The organism is Secundilactobacillus collinoides DSM 20515 = JCM 1123, assembly GCF_001435975.1.
GTDB lineage: Bacteria > Bacillota > Bacilli > Lactobacillales > Lactobacillaceae > Secundilactobacillus > Secundilactobacillus collinoides.
Genome location: NZ_AYYR01000125.1, coordinates 23,606 through 42,006, shown reverse-complemented (window position 1 = coordinate 42,006; position 18,401 = coordinate 23,606). Strand labels below are relative to the sequence as shown.

32 protein-coding genes are annotated in these 18,401 nt (G+C 43.5%); all 32 read right to left on the bottom strand.

Features of this window, described 5'->3' with window-relative positions; translation table 11 throughout:
- Window positions 1–362: 362 nt before the first annotated feature.
- The 32 genes from rplQ to rpsL all read right to left on the bottom strand — a co-directional run bounded on the left by rplQ (window position 363) and on the right by rpsL (window position 18,388).
- The gene (rplQ, locus tag FC82_RS15595) at window positions 363–746 is read right to left on the bottom strand and encodes a 50S ribosomal protein L17 (protein ID WP_054709076.1); all 384 of its coding nucleotides are present in this window, start codon (window positions 744–746) and stop codon (window positions 363–365) included.
- Window positions 747–770: 24 nt separating this feature from the next.
- Window positions 771–1,718: a DNA-directed RNA polymerase subunit alpha gene (locus FC82_RS15590; protein ID WP_054761478.1), complete on the bottom strand. Its 948-nt coding sequence runs from the start codon at window positions 1,716–1,718 to the stop codon at window positions 771–773.
- Window positions 1,719–1,805: 87 nt separating this feature from the next.
- The gene (gene rpsK, locus FC82_RS15585) at window positions 1,806–2,195 is read right to left on the bottom strand and encodes a 30S ribosomal protein S11 (protein ID WP_054709082.1); all 390 of its coding nucleotides are present in this window, start codon (window positions 2,193–2,195) and stop codon (window positions 1,806–1,808) included.
- A 30-nt stretch (window positions 2,196–2,225) separates the two neighbouring features.
- Window positions 2,226–2,591: a 30S ribosomal protein S13 gene (gene rpsM / locus FC82_RS15580; protein WP_056997451.1), complete on the bottom strand. Its 366-nt coding sequence runs from the start codon at window positions 2,589–2,591 to the stop codon at window positions 2,226–2,228.
- Between the two features lie 26 nt (window positions 2,592–2,617).
- On the bottom strand, window positions 2,618–2,737 hold the full coding sequence (gene rpmJ, locus FC82_RS15575) for a 50S ribosomal protein L36 (RefSeq protein ID WP_054709090.1): 120 nt from the start codon (window positions 2,735–2,737) through the stop codon (window positions 2,618–2,620).
- A gap of 51 nt (window positions 2,738–2,788) precedes the next feature.
- Window positions 2,789–3,004: a translation initiation factor IF-1 gene (gene infA / locus FC82_RS15570; protein WP_010619611.1), complete on the bottom strand. Its 216-nt coding sequence runs from the start codon at window positions 3,002–3,004 to the stop codon at window positions 2,789–2,791.
- A gap of 138 nt (window positions 3,005–3,142) precedes the next feature.
- The gene (locus tag FC82_RS15565) at window positions 3,143–3,802 is read right to left on the bottom strand and encodes an adenylate kinase (RefSeq protein ID WP_056997450.1); all 660 of its coding nucleotides are present in this window, start codon (window positions 3,800–3,802) and stop codon (window positions 3,143–3,145) included.
- 77 nt (window positions 3,803–3,879) lie between these two features.
- Window positions 3,880–5,193, bottom strand: coding sequence for a preprotein translocase subunit SecY (gene secY, locus FC82_RS15560; protein WP_054761481.1), 1,314 nt, complete (start codon window positions 5,191–5,193; stop codon window positions 3,880–3,882).
- The gene (rplO, locus tag FC82_RS15555) at window positions 5,193–5,630 is read right to left on the bottom strand and encodes a 50S ribosomal protein L15 (protein ID WP_054761483.1); all 438 of its coding nucleotides are present in this window, start codon (window positions 5,628–5,630) and stop codon (window positions 5,193–5,195) included. The genes secY and rplO overlap by 1 nt, the downstream gene beginning before the upstream one ends.
- Window positions 5,631–5,661: 31 nt before the next feature.
- Window positions 5,662–5,844 carry a 50S ribosomal protein L30 gene (rpmD, locus tag FC82_RS15550; RefSeq protein ID WP_054709099.1) on the bottom strand — a complete coding sequence of 61 codons (183 nt, stop codon included), beginning with the start codon at window positions 5,842–5,844 and terminating at the stop codon, window positions 5,662–5,664.
- Window positions 5,845–5,856: 12 nt separating this feature from the next.
- Window positions 5,857–6,360, bottom strand: a complete 504-nt coding sequence (gene rpsE, locus FC82_RS15545) for a 30S ribosomal protein S5 (protein WP_054761485.1) — start codon at window positions 6,358–6,360, stop codon at window positions 5,857–5,859.
- A 21-nt stretch (window positions 6,361–6,381) separates the two neighbouring features.
- Window positions 6,382–6,738: a 50S ribosomal protein L18 gene (gene rplR / locus FC82_RS15540; RefSeq protein WP_082620402.1), complete on the bottom strand. Its 357-nt coding sequence runs from the start codon at window positions 6,736–6,738 to the stop codon at window positions 6,382–6,384.
- Between the two features lie 42 nt (window positions 6,739–6,780).
- Window positions 6,781–7,314, bottom strand: coding sequence for a 50S ribosomal protein L6 (gene rplF, locus FC82_RS15535; protein ID WP_054761489.1), 534 nt, complete (start codon window positions 7,312–7,314; stop codon window positions 6,781–6,783).
- 30 nt (window positions 7,315–7,344) lie between these two features.
- A complete protein-coding gene (gene rpsH / locus FC82_RS15530) occupies window positions 7,345–7,743 on the bottom strand; it encodes a 30S ribosomal protein S8 (protein WP_054761491.1) in 399 nt (132 codons plus the stop codon).
- A gap of 29 nt (window positions 7,744–7,772) precedes the next feature.
- A complete protein-coding gene (locus tag FC82_RS16625; protein ID WP_082409188.1) occupies window positions 7,773–7,958 on the bottom strand; it encodes a type Z 30S ribosomal protein S14 in 186 nt (61 codons plus the stop codon).
- A 12-nt stretch (window positions 7,959–7,970) separates the two neighbouring features.
- Window positions 7,971–8,513, bottom strand: a complete 543-nt coding sequence (rplE, locus tag FC82_RS15525; RefSeq protein ID WP_054761493.1) for a 50S ribosomal protein L5 — start codon at window positions 8,511–8,513, stop codon at window positions 7,971–7,973.
- Between the two features lie 26 nt (window positions 8,514–8,539).
- The gene (rplX, locus tag FC82_RS15520; RefSeq protein ID WP_054761495.1) at window positions 8,540–8,851 is read right to left on the bottom strand and encodes a 50S ribosomal protein L24; all 312 of its coding nucleotides are present in this window, start codon (window positions 8,849–8,851) and stop codon (window positions 8,540–8,542) included.
- A gap of 30 nt (window positions 8,852–8,881) precedes the next feature.
- Complete coding sequence (gene rplN, locus FC82_RS15515) at window positions 8,882–9,250, bottom strand: 50S ribosomal protein L14 (RefSeq protein WP_054761497.1); 369 nt, start codon at window positions 9,248–9,250, stop codon at window positions 8,882–8,884.
- 54 nt (window positions 9,251–9,304) lie between these two features.
- Complete coding sequence (gene rpsQ, locus FC82_RS15510) at window positions 9,305–9,571, bottom strand: 30S ribosomal protein S17 (protein WP_054761499.1); 267 nt, start codon at window positions 9,569–9,571, stop codon at window positions 9,305–9,307.
- A 25-nt stretch (window positions 9,572–9,596) separates the two neighbouring features.
- Entirely contained in the window at window positions 9,597–9,794 is a 198-nt protein-coding gene (gene rpmC / locus FC82_RS15505) for a 50S ribosomal protein L29 (RefSeq protein WP_054709127.1), read from the bottom strand.
- Complete coding sequence (gene rplP / locus FC82_RS15500) at window positions 9,784–10,218, bottom strand: 50S ribosomal protein L16 (RefSeq protein WP_054761501.1); 435 nt, start codon at window positions 10,216–10,218, stop codon at window positions 9,784–9,786. Before rplP ends, rpmC begins: the two co-directional genes overlap by 11 nt.
- A gap of 2 nt (window positions 10,219–10,220) precedes the next feature.
- Window positions 10,221–10,889: a 30S ribosomal protein S3 gene (gene rpsC / locus FC82_RS15495; protein WP_054761503.1), complete on the bottom strand. Its 669-nt coding sequence runs from the start codon at window positions 10,887–10,889 to the stop codon at window positions 10,221–10,223.
- Between the two features lie 12 nt (window positions 10,890–10,901).
- Window positions 10,902–11,249: a 50S ribosomal protein L22 gene (gene rplV / locus FC82_RS15490; RefSeq protein WP_054761505.1), complete on the bottom strand. Its 348-nt coding sequence runs from the start codon at window positions 11,247–11,249 to the stop codon at window positions 10,902–10,904.
- Between the two features lie 13 nt (window positions 11,250–11,262).
- The gene (gene rpsS, locus FC82_RS15485) at window positions 11,263–11,544 is read right to left on the bottom strand and encodes a 30S ribosomal protein S19 (protein ID WP_054761507.1); all 282 of its coding nucleotides are present in this window, start codon (window positions 11,542–11,544) and stop codon (window positions 11,263–11,265) included.
- Between the two features lie 45 nt (window positions 11,545–11,589).
- The gene (gene rplB / locus FC82_RS15480; RefSeq protein ID WP_056997449.1) at window positions 11,590–12,426 is read right to left on the bottom strand and encodes a 50S ribosomal protein L2; all 837 of its coding nucleotides are present in this window, start codon (window positions 12,424–12,426) and stop codon (window positions 11,590–11,592) included.
- 27 nt (window positions 12,427–12,453) lie between these two features.
- Entirely contained in the window at window positions 12,454–12,741 is a 288-nt protein-coding gene (rplW, locus tag FC82_RS15475; protein ID WP_056997448.1) for a 50S ribosomal protein L23, read from the bottom strand.
- The gene (gene rplD, locus FC82_RS15470) at window positions 12,741–13,364 is read right to left on the bottom strand and encodes a 50S ribosomal protein L4 (protein WP_054761511.1); all 624 of its coding nucleotides are present in this window, start codon (window positions 13,362–13,364) and stop codon (window positions 12,741–12,743) included. Before rplD ends, rplW begins: the two co-directional genes overlap by 1 nt.
- A 17-nt stretch (window positions 13,365–13,381) precedes the next feature.
- Window positions 13,382–14,017, bottom strand: a complete 636-nt coding sequence (gene rplC, locus FC82_RS15465) for a 50S ribosomal protein L3 (protein ID WP_056997447.1) — start codon at window positions 14,015–14,017, stop codon at window positions 13,382–13,384.
- A gap of 45 nt (window positions 14,018–14,062) precedes the next feature.
- Window positions 14,063–14,371, bottom strand: a complete 309-nt coding sequence (gene rpsJ, locus FC82_RS15460) for a 30S ribosomal protein S10 (RefSeq protein WP_054761514.1) — start codon at window positions 14,369–14,371, stop codon at window positions 14,063–14,065.
- A gap of 820 nt (window positions 14,372–15,191) precedes the next feature.
- Window positions 15,192–17,291 (bottom strand): elongation factor G, encoded by a 2,100-nt coding sequence (gene fusA, locus FC82_RS15455; protein WP_054761515.1) that lies wholly within the window; start codon window positions 17,289–17,291, stop codon window positions 15,192–15,194.
- A 176-nt stretch (window positions 17,292–17,467) separates the two neighbouring features.
- Window positions 17,468–17,938 (bottom strand): 30S ribosomal protein S7, encoded by a 471-nt coding sequence (gene rpsG, locus FC82_RS15450; protein ID WP_054761517.1) that lies wholly within the window; start codon window positions 17,936–17,938, stop codon window positions 17,468–17,470.
- 36 nt (window positions 17,939–17,974) lie between these two features.
- A complete protein-coding gene (gene rpsL / locus FC82_RS15445) occupies window positions 17,975–18,388 on the bottom strand; it encodes a 30S ribosomal protein S12 (protein WP_054761518.1) in 414 nt (137 codons plus the stop codon).
- Window positions 18,389–18,401 lie beyond the last annotated feature (13 nt).

Sequence of the window (18,401 nt, the reverse complement as noted above, 5' to 3'; positions counted from 1 at the left end):
ACATAAAGTCAAATACGTTTCAAAACTCTCCACCAATACCAGTTGACAAAGAGCCCATTAAACGTAGGCAGTCCAGCCATCTGCATGAACAAATGACTCATTTGTTGTCCGCACTAGGAATCGCCTCTTCTATGTAAAAACTGGCCATGATCATAGAGACCACCGCCAGCTTTGAACCGTCCACAATTAATGACAATCTGTGCACAAAAAAATCACCCCAACAAAAGGTGCACGGCTATGCCGCATTCAAGCTAGACTTGAAACATGTCATCATCATAACGCTTTATACCTTATGTCAGGTGTGATTCTATTGCGACCTCGCAATAGATTGTTCGGTCACGATTACTGATTAAAATGTGTTACTAGTCGACCAACTGTAAAATGACCATTTGAGCGCCATCCCCACGACGAGGCATGGTCTTCAAAATACGGGTGTAACCACCGTTACGGTCAGCATACTTAGGTGCAACTTCGCTGAATAGTTTTTGTAATGCAGTAGAGATTTGGACGTTGTCCCCATCTTCCTTAACATCAGCAACTACATCGCGAAGAAAGGCTGCGGCTTGACGACGGGCGTGCAAGTCGCCGCGCTTACCTAATGTAATCATCTTGTCGGTAGTTGAACGTACTTCTTTGGCCCGCGCTTCAGTAGTCTTGATTTGGCCATGAACCAATAATTCAGTGGTTAAATCGCGAAGCAAAGCACGACGTTGTGAACTAGTTCGTTGCAATTTACGGTAACTCATTAGTAGATACCCTCCTTTTTAAAATTAATCTTCTTTACGAAGTGAAAGTCCAAGATCAGAAAGTTTTGATTTAACTTCTTCCAGTGACTTCCGGCCCAAATTACGAACCTTCATCATATCGGCTTCAGTCTTGTTGGTCAATTCTTGAACCGTGTTGATTCCAGCACGCTTCAAACAGTTGTAAGAACGAACAGAAAGGTCCAGTTCCTCAATTGTCATTTCCAGCATCTTTTCTTTATGAGTCTCTTCCTTTTCAACCATGATCTCAGCGTTCTTAGCTTCGTCAGTTAAGTCAACAAACATAGCTAAATGTTCCGTCAAGATTTTGGCTGCCAAACTGATTGACTCACTTGGCGTAATTGAACTATCAGTCCAAACATCCAAAGTTAGCTTATCATAATCGTCTCTTTGGCCAACTCGCGTGTTTTCAACCTGATAATTAACACGTTCGATTGGGGTATAAATAGAGTCAATAGGCAGGACGCCAATTGGCATGTCTTCCTTGGCTTTGTTCCGATCTGCTGAAACATAGCCGCGACCTTTATTTGCTGTCATTCGCATATGGAAAGTAGCACCTTCTGCGACAGTTGCGATGTAAAGGTCAGGATTCAAAACTGTCACATCACTATCAGCAGTGATGTCACCAGCTGTAACTTGAGCTGGACCCTTAACGTCGATTTCCATCGATTCGATTTCGTCGTCAGGACCTTCAAGTTTTAATGAAATTTTCTTAGTGTTCAAAATGATCTGAGTAACGTCTTCCACAACACCCTCGATAGTTGAGAATTCATGTAAAACGCCATCGATCTGAATACTAGTGACAGCAGCACCAGGTAACGAAGAGAGTAAAATTCGTCGTAATGAATTACCCAACGTTGTTCCATAACCCCGTTCGAGCGGTTCAACGACAAACTTACCATAATCGTCGCTTTCTTCAATTTTGTGAATGTTAGGCTTTTCGAATTCGATCATTCTTATCTTTTACCCCTTTCAAAACGCGTTGTGCCATGATAATAAGTCCCATCATTCAGTCTCGTGTGTCCACTCAACCGAGATGAACTATACACGACGGCGCTTCGGAGGACGAGAACCATTATGAGGAACTGGTGTAACGTCTCGAATAGCTGAGACTTCAAGACCAGTAGCTTGTAAAGCACGGATTGCGGCTTCACGGCCAGAACCTGGGCCTTTAACAGCGACTTCAACAGTCTTCATACCATGTTCCATTGAGGCTTTAGCAGCAGCTTCAGCAGCCATTTGTGCAGCAAATGGTGTGCTCTTACGACTACCTTTAAAACCAAGAGAACCAGCTGATGACCAAGAAATAGCGTTTCCTTGCATGTCAGTAATCATGACTAAAGTGTTATTAAATGTTGAGTGAATGTGAGCAACACCAGACTCAATATTCTTCTTTACGCGGCGTTTGCGCGAAGTTTTTCTAGTTGCCATAAAACGTCATTACCTCCTTTTATAAATTAATTACTTCTTACGTCCGGCGATTGATACGGCTTTACCCTTACGAGTACGGGCGTTGTTCTTCGTGTGTTGGCCACGAACAGGCAAACCACGACGGTGACGCATACCACGGTATGAACCGATTTCTTGAAGGTTCTTGATGTTCATCGTTACTTCACGACGAAGATCCCCTTCAACTTTGTAGTTATCTACGGCTGCACGAATTTTATCTTCGTCGTCTGGTGTTAAATCGCGGACGCGAACGTCTGGAGAAACGCCGGTATCAGCGATGATTTTTTGGGCAGTAGTGTTACCAATTCCGAAAATATAAGTTAAGCCAATGACAATACGCTTGTCACGTGGCAAGTCAACTCCGGCAATACGAGCCATTTAGTTGCACCTCCAATTATTTTAAATTATTTACCTTGACGTTGTTTGTGCTTAGGGTTGGCAGAGCAAATAACCATAACCCGACCCTTACGCTTGATCACTTTACAGTGGTCACACATCTTTTTAACAGATGGTCTTACTTTCATTGCAATTAACCTCCTAAAAAATGACTGTGTACAGAACAAAACACATACCGGTTACTTGAACCGATACGTAATCCGCCCCTTAGTCAAATCATACGGTGACATTTCAACTGTCACACGGTCGCCAGGCAGAATCCGAATGTAATGCATCCGAATTTTACCCGAAACGTGTGCCAAAATTTCATGACCGTTTTCTAGTTCAACGCGAAACATTGCATTAGGTAATGTTTCGGTTACTTTTCCTTCAACTTCGATGACATCTTTTGCCACGAAACTACCTCCCTGAACAGATATTCGACTATGGACATCGTGACCGGATCTCGCCCCAAAAAAACTGAGGCCAACCTGAGTTAGTTTACCATACAGCACCGTTGGAAGCAAGTAAATCCAATCTAAGAGGGTTTTGGGTTATGCCAATGTTGTCAAGATGGCCTGAATGTCTTTGTAAACGGCATCGATATCACGATCACCATCAACTGTGTGGAGCACACCTTTTTGTTGATAGAAGTCAACAAGCGGCGTGTTCATCTTGACGTTCACTTCAAGCCGATTCTTAACTGTTTCGGGTTTGTCGTCTTCGCGTTGGAAGAAGTCATGACCGCCGCACACATCACAAGTCCCAGGAACCTTCGTCGGGTTGTAGATCTTGTGATAAGTTGCGCCGCAGTTTTGACAAATGTAGCGACCAGAAAGTCGTTCAATCAGAACAGCGGGTTCAACGTGAATGTTGATTACGGCATCAACCGCACGATCAAGTTCGGCACCAAATGTGTCCAGTGCTTGAGCTTGATCAATGGTACGTGGAAAGCCATCCAGCATGTACCCTTTAGCAACATCGTCTTGAGCTAAACGATCACGGACAATTCCGTTTGTTACAGAATCCGGAACTAAGTCACCCTTATCGATGTATTTCTTTGCCTCAAGTCCCATCTTGGTTTCATTTTTCATGGCATCACGGAAAATATCGCCAGTTGAGATATGCGGAATCGGAAATTCTTCGACAATTTTTTGTGCTTGTGTTCCCTTACCAGCGCCAGGCAAGCCCATTAAAATTAAATCCATTGACATGTCATTACCTCCTTGCGACCTACCAGCCAATAAAGACATAATGGTGTGCTGATCAAATCACCACACCATTACTTGTCTCATTCAGCTGGACGTGGATCTTGGATGAAGCCGACATAATGTCGTTTCATCATTAATCCTTCAATCTGTTGAATCGTTTGAATTGCGACACCAACCACGATAAGTAAGCTAGTACCACCAAGTCCAATTGATTCATCCAGATTCCAAACGTTTTGGGCAACTAACGGAATCAAAGCAACGAATCCTAAGAATAATGCACCCACTGTACTCAAACGCATGAGTAAGTTAGAAACGTAAACCTGGGTTTCATGTCCAGGCCAAACTCCTGGAATGTAACTACCCTGTTTTTGTAAGTTCTCCGATAACTTTTCAGGATTAACCTGAACAAAGGCATAGAAGAACGTGAACAAAATAATTAAAATCGTGTAGAGGGTGATCCCACCAGTTGTCTGCATACTGAAAATGTTGGACAACACTTGATACCAAGTATCTTCAGAATGGTTATTAGAGAACGCCATCAAAATGGTTTGCGGCGTTGCAATAAATGAACTAGCGAAAATAACTGGGATAACACCAGCAACGTTGACCTTTAATGGTAGATAACTACTATCAGGGTCACCTGAAACTCGGCGTGTGTATTGAATTGGAATCTTTCGATCAGCTTGGTTAACCCATGTCACAAAGACAACAATGACTAACACAAGAATCAAAATGGCAAGCGAGAATAACCCGCTCTTCCACCAACTTGACTTTGAAACATCCACGAAATAAGTCGTGTACATTTGATAAATACCAGTTGGAATTCGAGCAATAATCCCAGCAAAGATGATCATTGAGACCCCGTTACCTAACCCGTGGTCAGTAATCATATCACCCATCCAAGTGGTAAGCATGGTACCGCCGGTTAAAATAATCCCAATCATAATGTAGGTCTTAGGACCCGGATTATTCACCAAGTTCAAACTGCTTAGTGTGTTGAATCCTGCGGTAATCCCAACAGATTGGACAAACGCCAAAATGATGGTCAAATATCGCGTATGTTGGTTCAGCTTTCGCCGACCGACTTCCCCTTGCTTACTCCATTCTACATATCGTGGCACAATGTCCATTTGTAGAAGTTGGATCACGATTTGAGCAGTAATGTATGGCGAAACCCCCATCGCAAAGATGGAGTAGTTTGTTAATCCGCCACCGCTAAACATGTTTAAAATGCTAACTAATCCAGAAGACGCAACGCTTTGTAAGGCTTTTGCATTAACCCCAGGCACCGTAATGTAGGACCCAATACGAAAGACTACCAAAACAAACAGTGTAAAGAAAATCTTATTCCGAATATCTTTAACTTTGAACGCGTTTTTCATGGTAGAAAGCATTAAATCACCTCGGTTTTACCGCCTGCTGCTTCGATAGCTGCCGTTGCGCTAGCAGAAAACTTGTTAGCCTGAACAGTAAGCTTCTTTGAAATTTTGCCGTTACCAAGAATCTTGATACCGTCTTTTTCATTCTTAACGATGCCGGCTTCAACTAAAGTAGCTGGGTTGATCTCAGCACCATCATCGAAACGATCGTTTAGGGTAGATAAATTGACCAGAGCGTATTCCTTACGGTTGATGTTGGTAAAACCGCGTTTAGGAATCCGACGGTACAGTGGCATTTGGCCACCTTCGAAACCAAGACGGGTCTTGCTTCGAGCCTTTTGGCCCTTTTGACCACGACCAGATGTTTTACCGTTACCAGCAGAACGGCCGCGACCTTTACGAGTACGCAAGACACGTGAACCTTCAGCTGCTTGTAATTCGTTCAACTTCATGAAAGAAGGCACCTCCTTATTTTAAATTTTATTATTTAACTTCTTCAACTTTGATCAAGTGTGCAATTTGGAAAAGTGCACCACGAGTAGCGTCGTTGTCAGGATGAACAACAGAGCTATTCACGCGACCCAAGCCCAAAGCCTTAACAATTTTACGTTGCTTAGGCAAACGGTGAGCTGCACTGTGAATCAAAGTGATTTTTAAATCAGCCATGTTGAGATCCTCCTATTCAGCTAAGTGTTGAACTGAGACACCACGTAAGTCAGCTACAGTTTCTGCCTTCTTCAAAGCCTTTAAGCCTTCAAAAGTGGCACGAATTGAGTTGATTGGTGTGTCAGAACCAAGACGCTTACTAGTGACATCGTCAATACCAGCCAATTCCATGACGGCACGAACGGCACCACCGGCAGCAACCCCAGAACCTTCAGTAGCAGGCTTCAGCATGATTTTGCCGCCGCCAAACGTACCAAGAACTTCATGAGGAATTGTTGTACCAACGATAGGAACTTCAATTAAGTTCTTATTTGCGGCTTCAACGGCCTTACGAATAGCTTCTGGGACTTCTTGTGCCTTACCAGTACCAAAACCAACGTGACCGTGATGATCACCGACTACAACAAGTGCTGCAAAACGAAGACGACGGCCACCCTTTACAACTTTGGTGATCCGGTTGATTGCTACAACGTTGTCTTCAAGATCCAGCTTTTCAGGATCGATAAACTTTGCCATTAGTGGTTATTCCTCCTTCTCTTAAAAGTTTAAGCCGTTTTCGCGAGCTGCTTCAGCTAAAGCTTGAACCCGTCCGTGGTATAAGTAACCGCCACGATCAAAAACAACATTGACAATTTTCTTTTCGGAAGCACGTTTAGCAACTAATTCGCCAACTGCTTTAGCTTGGTCGGACTTGTTACCTGCAGCTACTTCACTATCTAATGTCGAGGCACTGACCAGCGTCACACCCGCTACGTCATCAATAATTTGAGCGTAGATGTTCTTGTTGGAACGGAATACATTTAAGCGTGGGCACTCAGCAGTACCAGAGATTTTGTTACGGACACGTAAATGACGCTTTTGGCGTGTCTTGTTCTTATCTGGTTTCGAAATCAAAATAGTCACCTCTTTAATTATTGTTAATGCGCTTAGGCGGCATTACTTACCGGTTTTACCTTCTTTAAGGCTGATGTGTTCATTTTCGTAACGAATACCTTTACCCTTGTATGGTTCAGGTGAACGAACGGCACGGATTTCAGCTGCGAAGTCACCAACTTCTTGCTTGCTGATACCGGAAATGATGATGGTGTTGTTGTCAGGAACTTCAACCTTCAAGCTTGAAGGAACGTCCATTTCAACAGGGTTGGAATAACCAACGCTCAAGATCAACTTACCCTTTAATTGGGCACGATAACCAACACCGACCAGCTTCAAGGTCTTGCCAAAGCCTTTAGTAACACCTTCAACCATGTTGTTGAAGTTAGCTCGAGTAGTACCATGCAAAGCACGGGTCTTGTTGTTGCTATCAGGACGATCAAAGTTAACTTCGCCATCCTTAACATCCATCGTGATGATTGGTGAGAAGGTCCGAGTAATAGTCCCTTTAGGACCCTTTACTGTTACTTCGTTACCGTCGCGTTTAACATCAACGCCATCAGGGATAGTAACTGTCTTATAACCAATACGACTCATTTAATGCGCACCTCCTTACTTACTTAATAATTACCAAACGTAGGCGAGAACTTCGCCACCGATTTTCTTTTCCCGAGCTTCTTTATCGGTAACAACACCGTCAGAAGTTGAGATAATAGCAATACCTAAGCCATTAAGAACCTTAGGAACAGCATCGGCTTTAACGTAACTACGCAAACCTGGCTTTGAAATCCGCTTTAAACCTGAAATGACACGTTGTTTGTCACGGCCATACTTCAGGAATACACGAATAATGCCTTGCTTGTTGTCTTCAATATATTCAACGTCGCGAATGAAACCTTCACGCTTCAAAATTTCAGCGATGTCGCGCTTCATCTTAGATGCAGGTACTTCTAATGATTCGTGATAAACCATGTTGGCGTTACGAATCCGAGTTAGGAAGTCTGCAATTGGGTCAGTCATGGACATTAACGTTTATCCTCCTTTGTAGTGATATATTACCAGCTAGCTTTCTTCATGCCAGGAATTTGGCCCTTGTGAGCAAGTTCCCGTAAGCAAAGACGGCATAAGTGGAATTTCCGATAAACTGAATGTGGACGTCCACAACGTTCGCAACGGGTATAATTTTGCGTCGAGTACTTAGCTGGGCGTTGACTCTTAACAACTAATGATTTTTTAGCCACAATAGTACCTCCTTACTTAGTAAATGGCATGCCAAGTTGTGTTAACAACTCGCGTGATTCTTCATCTGATTCAGCAGTGGTAACGAGAACGATATCCAAACCACGGACACGGTTAACATTATCAAAGTCAATTTCTGGGAAGATCAATTGTTCACGAACACCAAGGGTATAGTTACCACGGCCATCAAAGGCACGGGAGCTGATACCATGGAAATCACGAACACGTGGTAATGAAACATTGATCAACTTGTCCAAGAATTCATACATACGGTCGCCACGAAGTGTGACCTTAGCGCCGATTGCGTTACCTTCACGTAAACGGAAAGCGGCGATTGATTTCTTAGCCTTGGTAATCAATGGTTTTTGACCAGCAATCAACCCTAATTCTTCAACTGCTTCATCCAAGTTTTTAGCGTTTGAAACGGCGTCACCGACACCCATGTTCAAAACGATCTTGTCAAGCTTTGGTGCTTGCATGATTGAAGAGTAGTTAAACTTTTCAATCATTGATGGCACAATTTCTTTAGTATATCTTTCTTTTAAACGATCTGCCATTAGTAAAATTTGCCTCCTTCCGTAGACTATTTGTCGATGGTTTCGCCGCTCTTTTTAGCGAAACGAACCTTCTTGCCATCTTCTTCGCGGAAACCAACACGGGTAGGTTGGTTCGTAGAAGGATCTAGCAGCATAACGTTTGATACTTGAATAGGTGCTTCAATATCAATAATGCCGCCTTGGGGGTTGGTCTGTGAAGCTTTTTGGTGCTTTTTGATCATGTTAACGCCTTCGACGACAACACGGTTCTTAGCACTAAGCGTCTTCTTGACAGTACCTTCCTTGCCCTTATCCTTACCACTGATCACACGAACTTTATCACCAGTTTTAATGAACATCCTGTTTGGCACCTCCTTATTTTCGAACGATTAGAGCACTTCTGGTGCAAGAGAAACAATCTTCATATAATCATTGTCACGCAATTCACGCGCAACAGGTCCGAAAATATGAGTACCTTGTGGACTCTTGTCGTCACGGATCAAGACCGCAGCATTTTCATCAAACTTGATGTATGAACCATCGGCCCGACGAACACGAGAAGTAGTACGAACAACAACTGCTTTAACAACGTCACCTTTTTTGACAACGCCACCTGGTGTTGCTTGTTTAACAGTAGCAACAATAACGTCACCAATACCTGCATAACGACGCTTTGAACCGCCCAGGACTTTAATAGTTAAAATTTCACGGGCACCAGAGTTATCAGCGACTTTTAAACGAGATTCTTGTTGGATCACCGTTAGTGTCCTCCTTTCACTGTAAGTAAAACAGAATACGATAAAATGTCGAAACTAGATAATAACTGCCTTTTCAACCACATTGAGTAAGCGGAAACGAACAGTTTTTGATAATGGACGAGTCTCCATAATTTCTACAACATCACCCTGTTTGGCTTCGTTGTTTTCATCATGTGCCTTGTACTTCTTAGTGTACTTGATCCGCTTACCATAAACCGGATGATTCTTAGTAGTTTCAACCGCTACGGTAATGGTCTTGTCCATCTTGTCTGAAACGACACGACCACGATACGTTTTACGAGCATTACGTGCTTCAGCCATGTATTAAACCTCCTTTATCGTATTCTTACTTGTTTTCTAATTCTTGTTCACGGAGAACTGTTTTGATGCGTGCAATATCCTTGCGAACCTGCTTCAATCGAGCAGTGTTCTCCAGTTGACCAGTAGCCAATTGGAAACGAAGGTTGAACAATTCATCCTTGTAGCCTTTTTCTTTTTCGAGCATTTCAGCAGTGGTTAATGCTTTAATTTCGTTAGCCTTCATTTGATTCGCCACCTACTTCCTCGCGTGCGATGACCTTAGTCCGGATTGGCAGCTTAGTAGATGCCAAACGTAAAGCTTCGTGCGCAACTTCTTCAGAAACGCCACCAACTTCGAACAAGACCTTTTCGCGCTTAACTGGTGCAACCCAACCTGCAGGTGCACCTTTACCATTACCCATACGTACCCCAACACCTTTTTCAGTGTAGGATTTGTGAGGGAAAATTTTAATCCAAACTTTCCCACCACGTTTCATATAACGTGTCATGGCAACACGAGCTGCTTCAATTTGTCGGTTACTGATCCAACTTGAATCCAAAGCTTGGAGACCGTAGTCGCCAAAAGCAACTGACTTACCGCCTTTAGCGGCACCACGTAACTTACCACGGTGCTCACGACGGTGCTTTACCCGCTTAGGTACTAGCATGATTATTTCCCTCCTTTGTTAGTATTTCTGTTAGTGTTAGGCTTGTCTGGCAAAACTTCACCACGATAGATCCAAGTCTTAACACCTAATGAACCGTAAGTTGTGTGTGCTTCAACCCAGGCGTAGTCAATGTCTGCACGCAATGTGTGCAAAGGCACTGTCCCATCTGAGTAGGCTTCAACACGACTCATATCAGCACCGTTCAAACGACCGGCAACTTGGGTTTTGATACCCTTGGCGCCAGAACGCATTGTACGTTGCATTGATTGACGCATAGCACGACGGAATGCAACACGGCCTTCAAGTTGACGGGCAATGTTTTCGCCGACTAATTTTGCGTCTAAGTCAGGCTTTTTGATTTCGATGATGTTGATGTGTACACGCTTGCCAGTAAGGTTGTTTAATTCCTTACGCAAGTTTTCAACTTCAGAACCACCCTTACCAATGACCATACCAGGCTTTGCAGTATGAATTGAAACGTTAACGCGGTTAGCGGCACGTTCAATTTCAACTGTAGATACTGAGGCATCGGCAAGGCGTTTTTCGATATATTTCCGGATTTTAAGGTCTTCACCTAAGTAAGCTGCAAAATCTTTTTCTGCATACCACTTGGCTTCCCAGTCGCGAATGATTCCGACACGTAACCCGGTAGGATTAATCTTTTGACCCACGCTCTATCCCTCCTATTTTTCAGATACGACTACTGTAATGTGACTTGTCCGCTTGTTGATTGGTGAAGCAGAACCTTTGGCACGAGGACGGAACCGCTTAAGGGTTGGTCCTTCGTTGACGAAAGCTTCGCTTACAACCAAATCACTACGATCTAAATCGAAGTTGTTTTCAGCGTTTGCAATAGCAGACATCAATACTTTTTCAACGATTGGTGAAGCACCACGAGGGGTGAACTTCAAGATAGCAATCGCTTCGGCCACGCTTTTGCCTCTGATCAGATCAATGACAAGGCGGACCTTACGTGCGGCAACACGAACTGTTTTCGCAGTTGCCTTTGCTGATGTAACTTGTTCAGCCATTTGTTAATCCTCCTTATGCAGTTCCTGTCTTCTTATCGTCGCCTGAATGACCACGGAAAGTACGAGTTGGTACAAATTCACCTAACTTGTGACCAACCATATCTTCCTGGATAAATACAGGAACGTTCTTACGACCGTCATAAACGGCAATCGTATATCCGATGAAGCTTGGGAAAATTGTTGAACGACGAGACCATGTCTTGATGACAGTCTTCTTATCTTGATCTTTTTGAGCATCGATCTTCTTCAAAAGATGTGCATCTGCGAATGGTCCTTTTTTTAAACTACGACCCATTAGATTACCCTCCTTACGAGTGAGATTACTTATGCGCTAAGTTGATTACTTTCTGCCCTTACGACGAACAATAAACTTGTTTGAACGAGCTTTGGTAGAACGTGTCTTCTTACCAGCAGTCTTCTTACCCCATGGTGATAATGGTGATGGACGACCGATAGGAGCTTTACCTTCACCACCACCATGAGGGTGATCGTTAGGGTTCATAACAGACCCACGAGATTGTGGACGTTTGCCGACCCAACGGTTACGACCAGCTTTACCAACGTTGATCAGTTCGTGTTCTTCGTTACCAACAGTACCGATTGAGGCACGGTTAACAGCCAAGATCATCCGAACTTCACCAGAAGTCAAACGTACTAAGGCGTACTTGCCTTCCTTACCTAACAATTGAGCTGAAGCACCGGCTGAACGGACCAATTGGCCACCCTTACCTGGCTTTAATTCAATGTTATGAATGGTTGTCCCAACTGGGATGTTTTGAAGTGGTAAGGCGTTACCTACCTTGATATCAGCATCTGGGCCAGATTGAACCTTGTCGCCAACCTTTAAACCCTTAGGTGCTAAAATGTAGGTTTTGATACCATCCTCGTATACCAACAATGCAATGTTAGCAGTACGGTTTGGATCATATTCGATAGCTTTAACCGTTGCGGACTTGTCATCCTTGTTACGCTTAAAGTCGATCACGCGATACTTTGTCTTGTTACCACCACCACGGTGACGAACGGTCTTGTGACCGTAATTGTTACGTCCTGCGGTATGGCTTTTAGATTCTAATAATGACTTTTCTGGAGTGGTCTTAGTGATTACTTGACTGTAATCCAAACTAGTCATATTACGCCGACCATTGCTTGTTGGTTTATATACTTTAATCGCCACGTGAATTCCCTCCTATTTAATAGATTGTTATTCTTCGCCGAATAACTTGATTTCTTCTGAATCAGCAGACAGGGTAACGATAGCCTTACGACGCTTCTTAGTGTAACCTTCGTAACGACCCTGACGCTTTAACTTACCCTTAACGTTCATGATGTTAACTTTAACAACCTTCACGCCAAAGATTTCTTCGACAGCTTTTTTAACCTGAGTCTTTGTGGCACGAACATCCACATCAAACGTATAGCGCTTGTCATCCAACAAGGCAGTTGATGCTTCAGTAATGACTGGGCGTAAAATGATATCACGTGCTTCCATTATGCGAGCACCTCCTCGATCTGAGAAAGAGCGGACTTAGTAATAACCAGCTTATCGCTGTTGATGACATCAAGGACGTTGATCCCCTTTGCATCAATAACGGTAACGTTATCTAAGTTACGAGCGGCTAAAGCAGCCTTTTCGTTACCTTCCTCAAGTACCACTAATGTTTTAGTTGAAACGTTCAAACTAGCCAATGCGCTTGCAAAGTCTTTAGTCTTAGGTGCATCGAAGCTCAATGCGTCAACTGCAACCAAGTTGTTATCAAGCACTTTTTGTGAAAGTACGGACTTCAATGCTAAGCGCGTAACTTTCTTTGGTAAGTGATAACTGTATGAACGAGGTGTTGGGCCGAATACGGTACCACCGCCAACCCATTGTGGTGAACGGATAGAACCTTGACGAGCACGGCCAGTACCCTTTTGACGCCATGGCTTCTTACCACCGCCGCGAACTGCACTACGGTTTTTAACCGCATGAGTACCTTGACGGAGTGAAGCGCGTTGCATCAAAACAGTATCAAACACAACGTTGTCGTTTGGTTCGATAGCAAAGATGGCATCGTTTAAAGTAACGTCGCCGTTTTGGCTACCGTCTTGTTTATATAATGTAACACTAGTCATTTACGTTTCCTCCTTCCTTATTTCTTTGGTGCGCGAACGGCACTCTTGATTTCAACGAATGACTTGTTGGCGCCAGGAACGTTCCCTTTGATCAACAAAACATTGTTTTCTGTGTCAGCTTTAACGATTTGCAGGTTCAAAATGGTAACCGTCTTGTTACCCATGCGTCCTGGTAATTTCTTACCTGGGAAGACACGGTTAATGATGGCACCCAATGAACCTGGACGACGGTGATAACGAGACCCATGGGTTTCTGGTCCACGTGATTGGCCATCCTTGTGAACGTTACCTTGGTAACCATGACCCTTTGTCGTACCGGTAACATCAACATAATTACCTGGTTCAAAGATATCTGCCTTAACTTCGTCTGATACCTTGTAATCTCCTAGCTCAACATCTCTGATTTCACGAATGAAGCGCTTAGGAGTCGTATTTGCTTTTGCTGCATGACCTTTAGCTGGTTTGTTGCTTAAAACGTCGCGCTTGTCATCATAACCCAATTGAACAGCGTCGTAACCATCGTTCTCAACGGTCTTAACTTGTAAGACAACGTTAGGAGTGGTTTCAACTACAGTAACTGGAATTAATTCACCGTTTTCAGTGAAAACTTGCGTCATACCGACTTTTTTACCTAAGATTCCTTTTCTGGTCATGAGTACACCTCCGATATAATGTATTAATTTTGCTGTGATTTATGATTATAATTTGATTTCGATGTCCACACCTGAAGGCAAGTCGAGCTTCATTAATGAGTCAACTGTCTTTGGCGTTGGGTTTACGATATCGATTAACCGTTTGTGAGTCCGCATTTCGAATTGTTCACGAGACTTCTTGAACTTATGTGGTGAACGAAGCACCGTGTAAACTGTGCGTTCCGTAGGTAACGGAATAGGACCTGAAATTTCAGCGCCTGTACGCTTTGCAGTTTCAACGATCTTTTCTGCTGATTGATCTAGGATACGGTGCTCGTAAGCCTTCAAACGGATACGAATTTTTTGTTTTGCCATTGGATTCCCTCCTTCGTCTATTTTGAAAATAAGACTAACTCCGTAGAAATTACCGCCACACCCCGTGGCAAAGCGGCCGGGTGTGTCGCAGCCTTCCACATCATTGCTCTTCGGTGCTGAAGCCACAATAAGGCCGCAAAAGCCCCTTGGAATTCAGCACATTGTCTATAATACTAAATAAATGCCGTCATGACAAGGGTTTCTTCAAAATTCATCAAAGAAACTTCCGCCACGGCTGTTGCTTTTTTCAAAACTTACCGATGCATTGTGCCACTATTTTGATACTTAACATTCACAGACCAGTATATGATACATGAAATCGGCCGTGATTGCACCCCTTTTGACAAAATTCTTTGTCATAATTTGTTTTTTTAGAATCCGTAAACGATTTTGACTCTTTTAGCTACCAATCATTATGGGGGTCGTGCCAACATTTCTTCTTTGCAAGTACATTATAATAGTAGAAATATCTCCGAAATGTCACTTCTATAGTCTAAAAAATCCCCTCAGATCAACGTTAGCAGACTTTCTTTATAACGACTTCGCATCAAATGAACCTTGCTTATAAAGCTTACCAGAGCTTCTCACTCACCAAAGTTATGTGTCCTGTAAAAAGTGAAGGCTTGCTCACCTTGGAACGTTGATTCATCTCTCTAGTCAATTTTGAGTCATTTTGAAGTCACACTAAAAACGCTGTATTCTGACCCATTTTGCTTAACCGCGAAGACTTTCGTTTTGTGGCTCAAACACGCTGTTTAATGCAAAAAAATTAGAACAAAAAAACACCGCCCAGATGGACGATGCTTTTAAAACATCAAGCTTATTCAGCAGCAGGAGTGCCGCCGTTCTTCTTAATAATTTCTGCTTGGATAGACTTAGGAACAGCCTCGTAGTGATCAAAGGTCATGGTGAAAGTACCACGTCCTTGTGATGCTGAACGAAGTGTCGTAGCATAACCAAACATTTCTGACAATGGTACGAATGAGTGGATCAATTGTGCATTCCCACGTGCTTCCATACCATCAACACGACCACGACGAGCGGTTACTTGGCCCATGATGTCACCCATGTATTCTTCAGGGACAACAATTTCAACCTTCATGATTGGTTCCAAGATAACAGGTGCGGCAGTCTTAGCAGCGTTACGTAAAGCGATAGAAGCAGCAACCTTGAAGGCAGCTTCACTAGAATCGACTTCATGGTAACTACCATCGTATAACTTGGCTTTTAAGTCGATCAATGGGTAACCGGCAAGAACACCGTTTGCCAATGATTCTTTCAAACCTTGTTCAACTGAAGGGATGTATTCACGAGGAACAACCCCACCAACAATGGCGTCTTCGAATTCAAAGCCCTTACCTTCTTCGTTAGGGGTGAATTCGATCCAAACATCACCATATTGTCCTTTACCACCAGATTGACGAACAAACTTACCTTGAGCAGAAGTTTGCTTGGTGAAGGCTTCACGGTAGGCAACTTGTGGGGCACCAACAGTGGCTTCAACGTGGAATTCACGCTTCATCCGGTCGATGATGATGTCCAAATGCAATTCACCCATCCCAGCAATCAAAGTTTCACCAGTTTCAGGGTTCGTTTCAGCCTTGAAAGTAGGATCTTCTTCAGAAAGCTTTTGTAAAGCAGTGTTCATCTTATCTTGGTCAGCCTTGGTCTTAGGTTCAACGGCAACCTGAATAACTGGGTCAGGGAATTCCATTGATTCCAAGTGAAGTGGGTGATCAACATCGGTCAAAGAGTCACCAGTAGTGGTGTTCTTCAAACCAATAGCAGCGGCAATATCTCCAGAAAAGACTTCTGGGATTTCTTGACGGTGATTTGAATGCATTTGCAGCAAACGACCAACACGTTCACGTTTGCCCTTAGTTGCGTTCAAAACGTATGAACCAGATTCCAGGGTTCCTTGGTATACCCGGATAAATGTCAAACGACCAACGAATGGGTCGGTGGCAATCTTGAAGGCCAAAGCGGCAAAACTTGCGTCATCGTTGGCACGCAATTCAATCTTTTCACCAGTATCAGGGTTCGTAGCGTTGTATGGCTTAACATCAAGTGGTGATGGTAAGTAGTCAACAGTAGCATCCATCAACATTTGAACACCCTTGTTCTTGAAAGCAGAACCGGCAAGAACTGGGAATAATTCAAGGTTCAAAGTAGCTTTACGGATAGCAGCCTTTAATTCAGCGATTGAGATTTCTTCGCCTTCAAGGTACTTTTCCATAATGTCATCATCAACGTCAGCAATTTCTTCAATCATGGCGTCACGACGCTTTTGAGCTTCTTCTTTGTATTCGTCAGGCACGTCAACAGTGTCCCATTCAGAACCTAATTCATCTTCATCGTAGATATCGGCTTTCATTTCAAGCAAGTCGATAACCCCTTGGAAGTTGTCTTCAGCACCAATTGGCATTTGAACTGCAAGTGCGTTTGCTTGGAGACGATCCTTGATAGTCTGAACAGAGTAATCAAAGTCGGCACCGATCTTGTCCATTTTGTTAACGAACACGATACGGGGAACATCGTAGTCTGAAGCTTGACGCCAAACAGTTTCGGTTTGAGGTTCAACCCCTGCTTGGGCATCCAAGACCGCAATGGCACCATCTAACACACGAAGAGAACGTTCAACTTCAACAGTGAAGTCCACGTGTCCTGGGGTATCGATGATGTTGATCCGATGCTTCTTCCATTCCGCAGTAGTAGCGGCAGAAGTAATCGTGATCCCACGTTCTTGTTCTTGTTCCATCCAGTCCATTTGTGAAGCACCATCATGGGTTTCACCAATTTTGTGAATTTTACCAGTGTAATACAGAATCCGCTCAGTCGTAGTCGTCTTACCGGCATCAATATGTGCCATGATCCCGATATTCCGCGTCTTTTCAAGTGGAAAAGCTCGTGTATTAGCCATGTTTAATCTGTAACTCCTCTCAGTTTAATAACTGTATTCTATCTCGACAAAAAATGAGATGGCTAAAAATAAGGTCTATTTTAGCCATCCCATACTTTCACTATCAACTCTTTTGGGTTAATGACCCTCGCAGGTTACGCAACCGTCAAGCAGCTGACAGAGAACTTGTTTGCTTATTACCAGCGGTAGTGAGCAAAAGCACGGTTGGCATCGGCCATTCTGTGCGTGTCTTCACGTTTCTTAACTGATGCACCGGTATTGTTAGCAGCATCCATGATTTCACGTGCTAACCGTTCAGTCATCGTGTGTTCACCACGAGAACGTGAATAGTTAACGATCCAGCGAAGACCTAAAGTAGTCCGACGATCGGGACGAACTTCGATTGGTACTTGGTAGTTAGAACCACCAACACGACGAGCCTTAACTTCCAACACTGGCATAACGTTCTTCATTGCTTCATCAAATACTTCAACAGGATCGTTACCTGTTTCTTCCTTGATCACATCAAAGGCACCATAAAGAATCTGTGATGCAGTGCCTCGCTTACCATCTAACATCAAGTGGTTGATCAAACGTGTAACCATCTTTGAGTTGTAGATTGGATCAGGAAGGACTTCACGCTTTTGTACGTTTCCTTTTCTTGGCATTACTTAATATCCTCCTTGCTCAACTTAAAATTCGTTTTAGTTCTTAGGCTTCTTGGTACCGTACTTTGAACGACCTTGACGACGGTCTTCAACACCGGCAGTATCCAGGGCACCACGGATAATGTGATAACGAACCCCAGGTAAATCCTTTACACGGCCCCCACGGATAAGCACAACACTATGTTCTTGCAGGTTATGGCCAATACCAGGAATGTAAGCTGTAACTTCAATTAAGTTAGACAAACGAACACGCGCGTACTTACGCAAAGCAGAGTTAGGCTTCTTTGGCGTCATGGTACCAACACGAGTTGCAACACCACGTTTTTGAGGTGCTGGGTTGTTAACTTGCTTCTTCTTGTAACTGTTATACCCATAGTTCAAAGCTGGGGCATTTGATTTAGAACTTCTAGATTTACGACCTTTACGAACCAATTGGTTAATTGTAGGCATCTAAGAGTCCTCC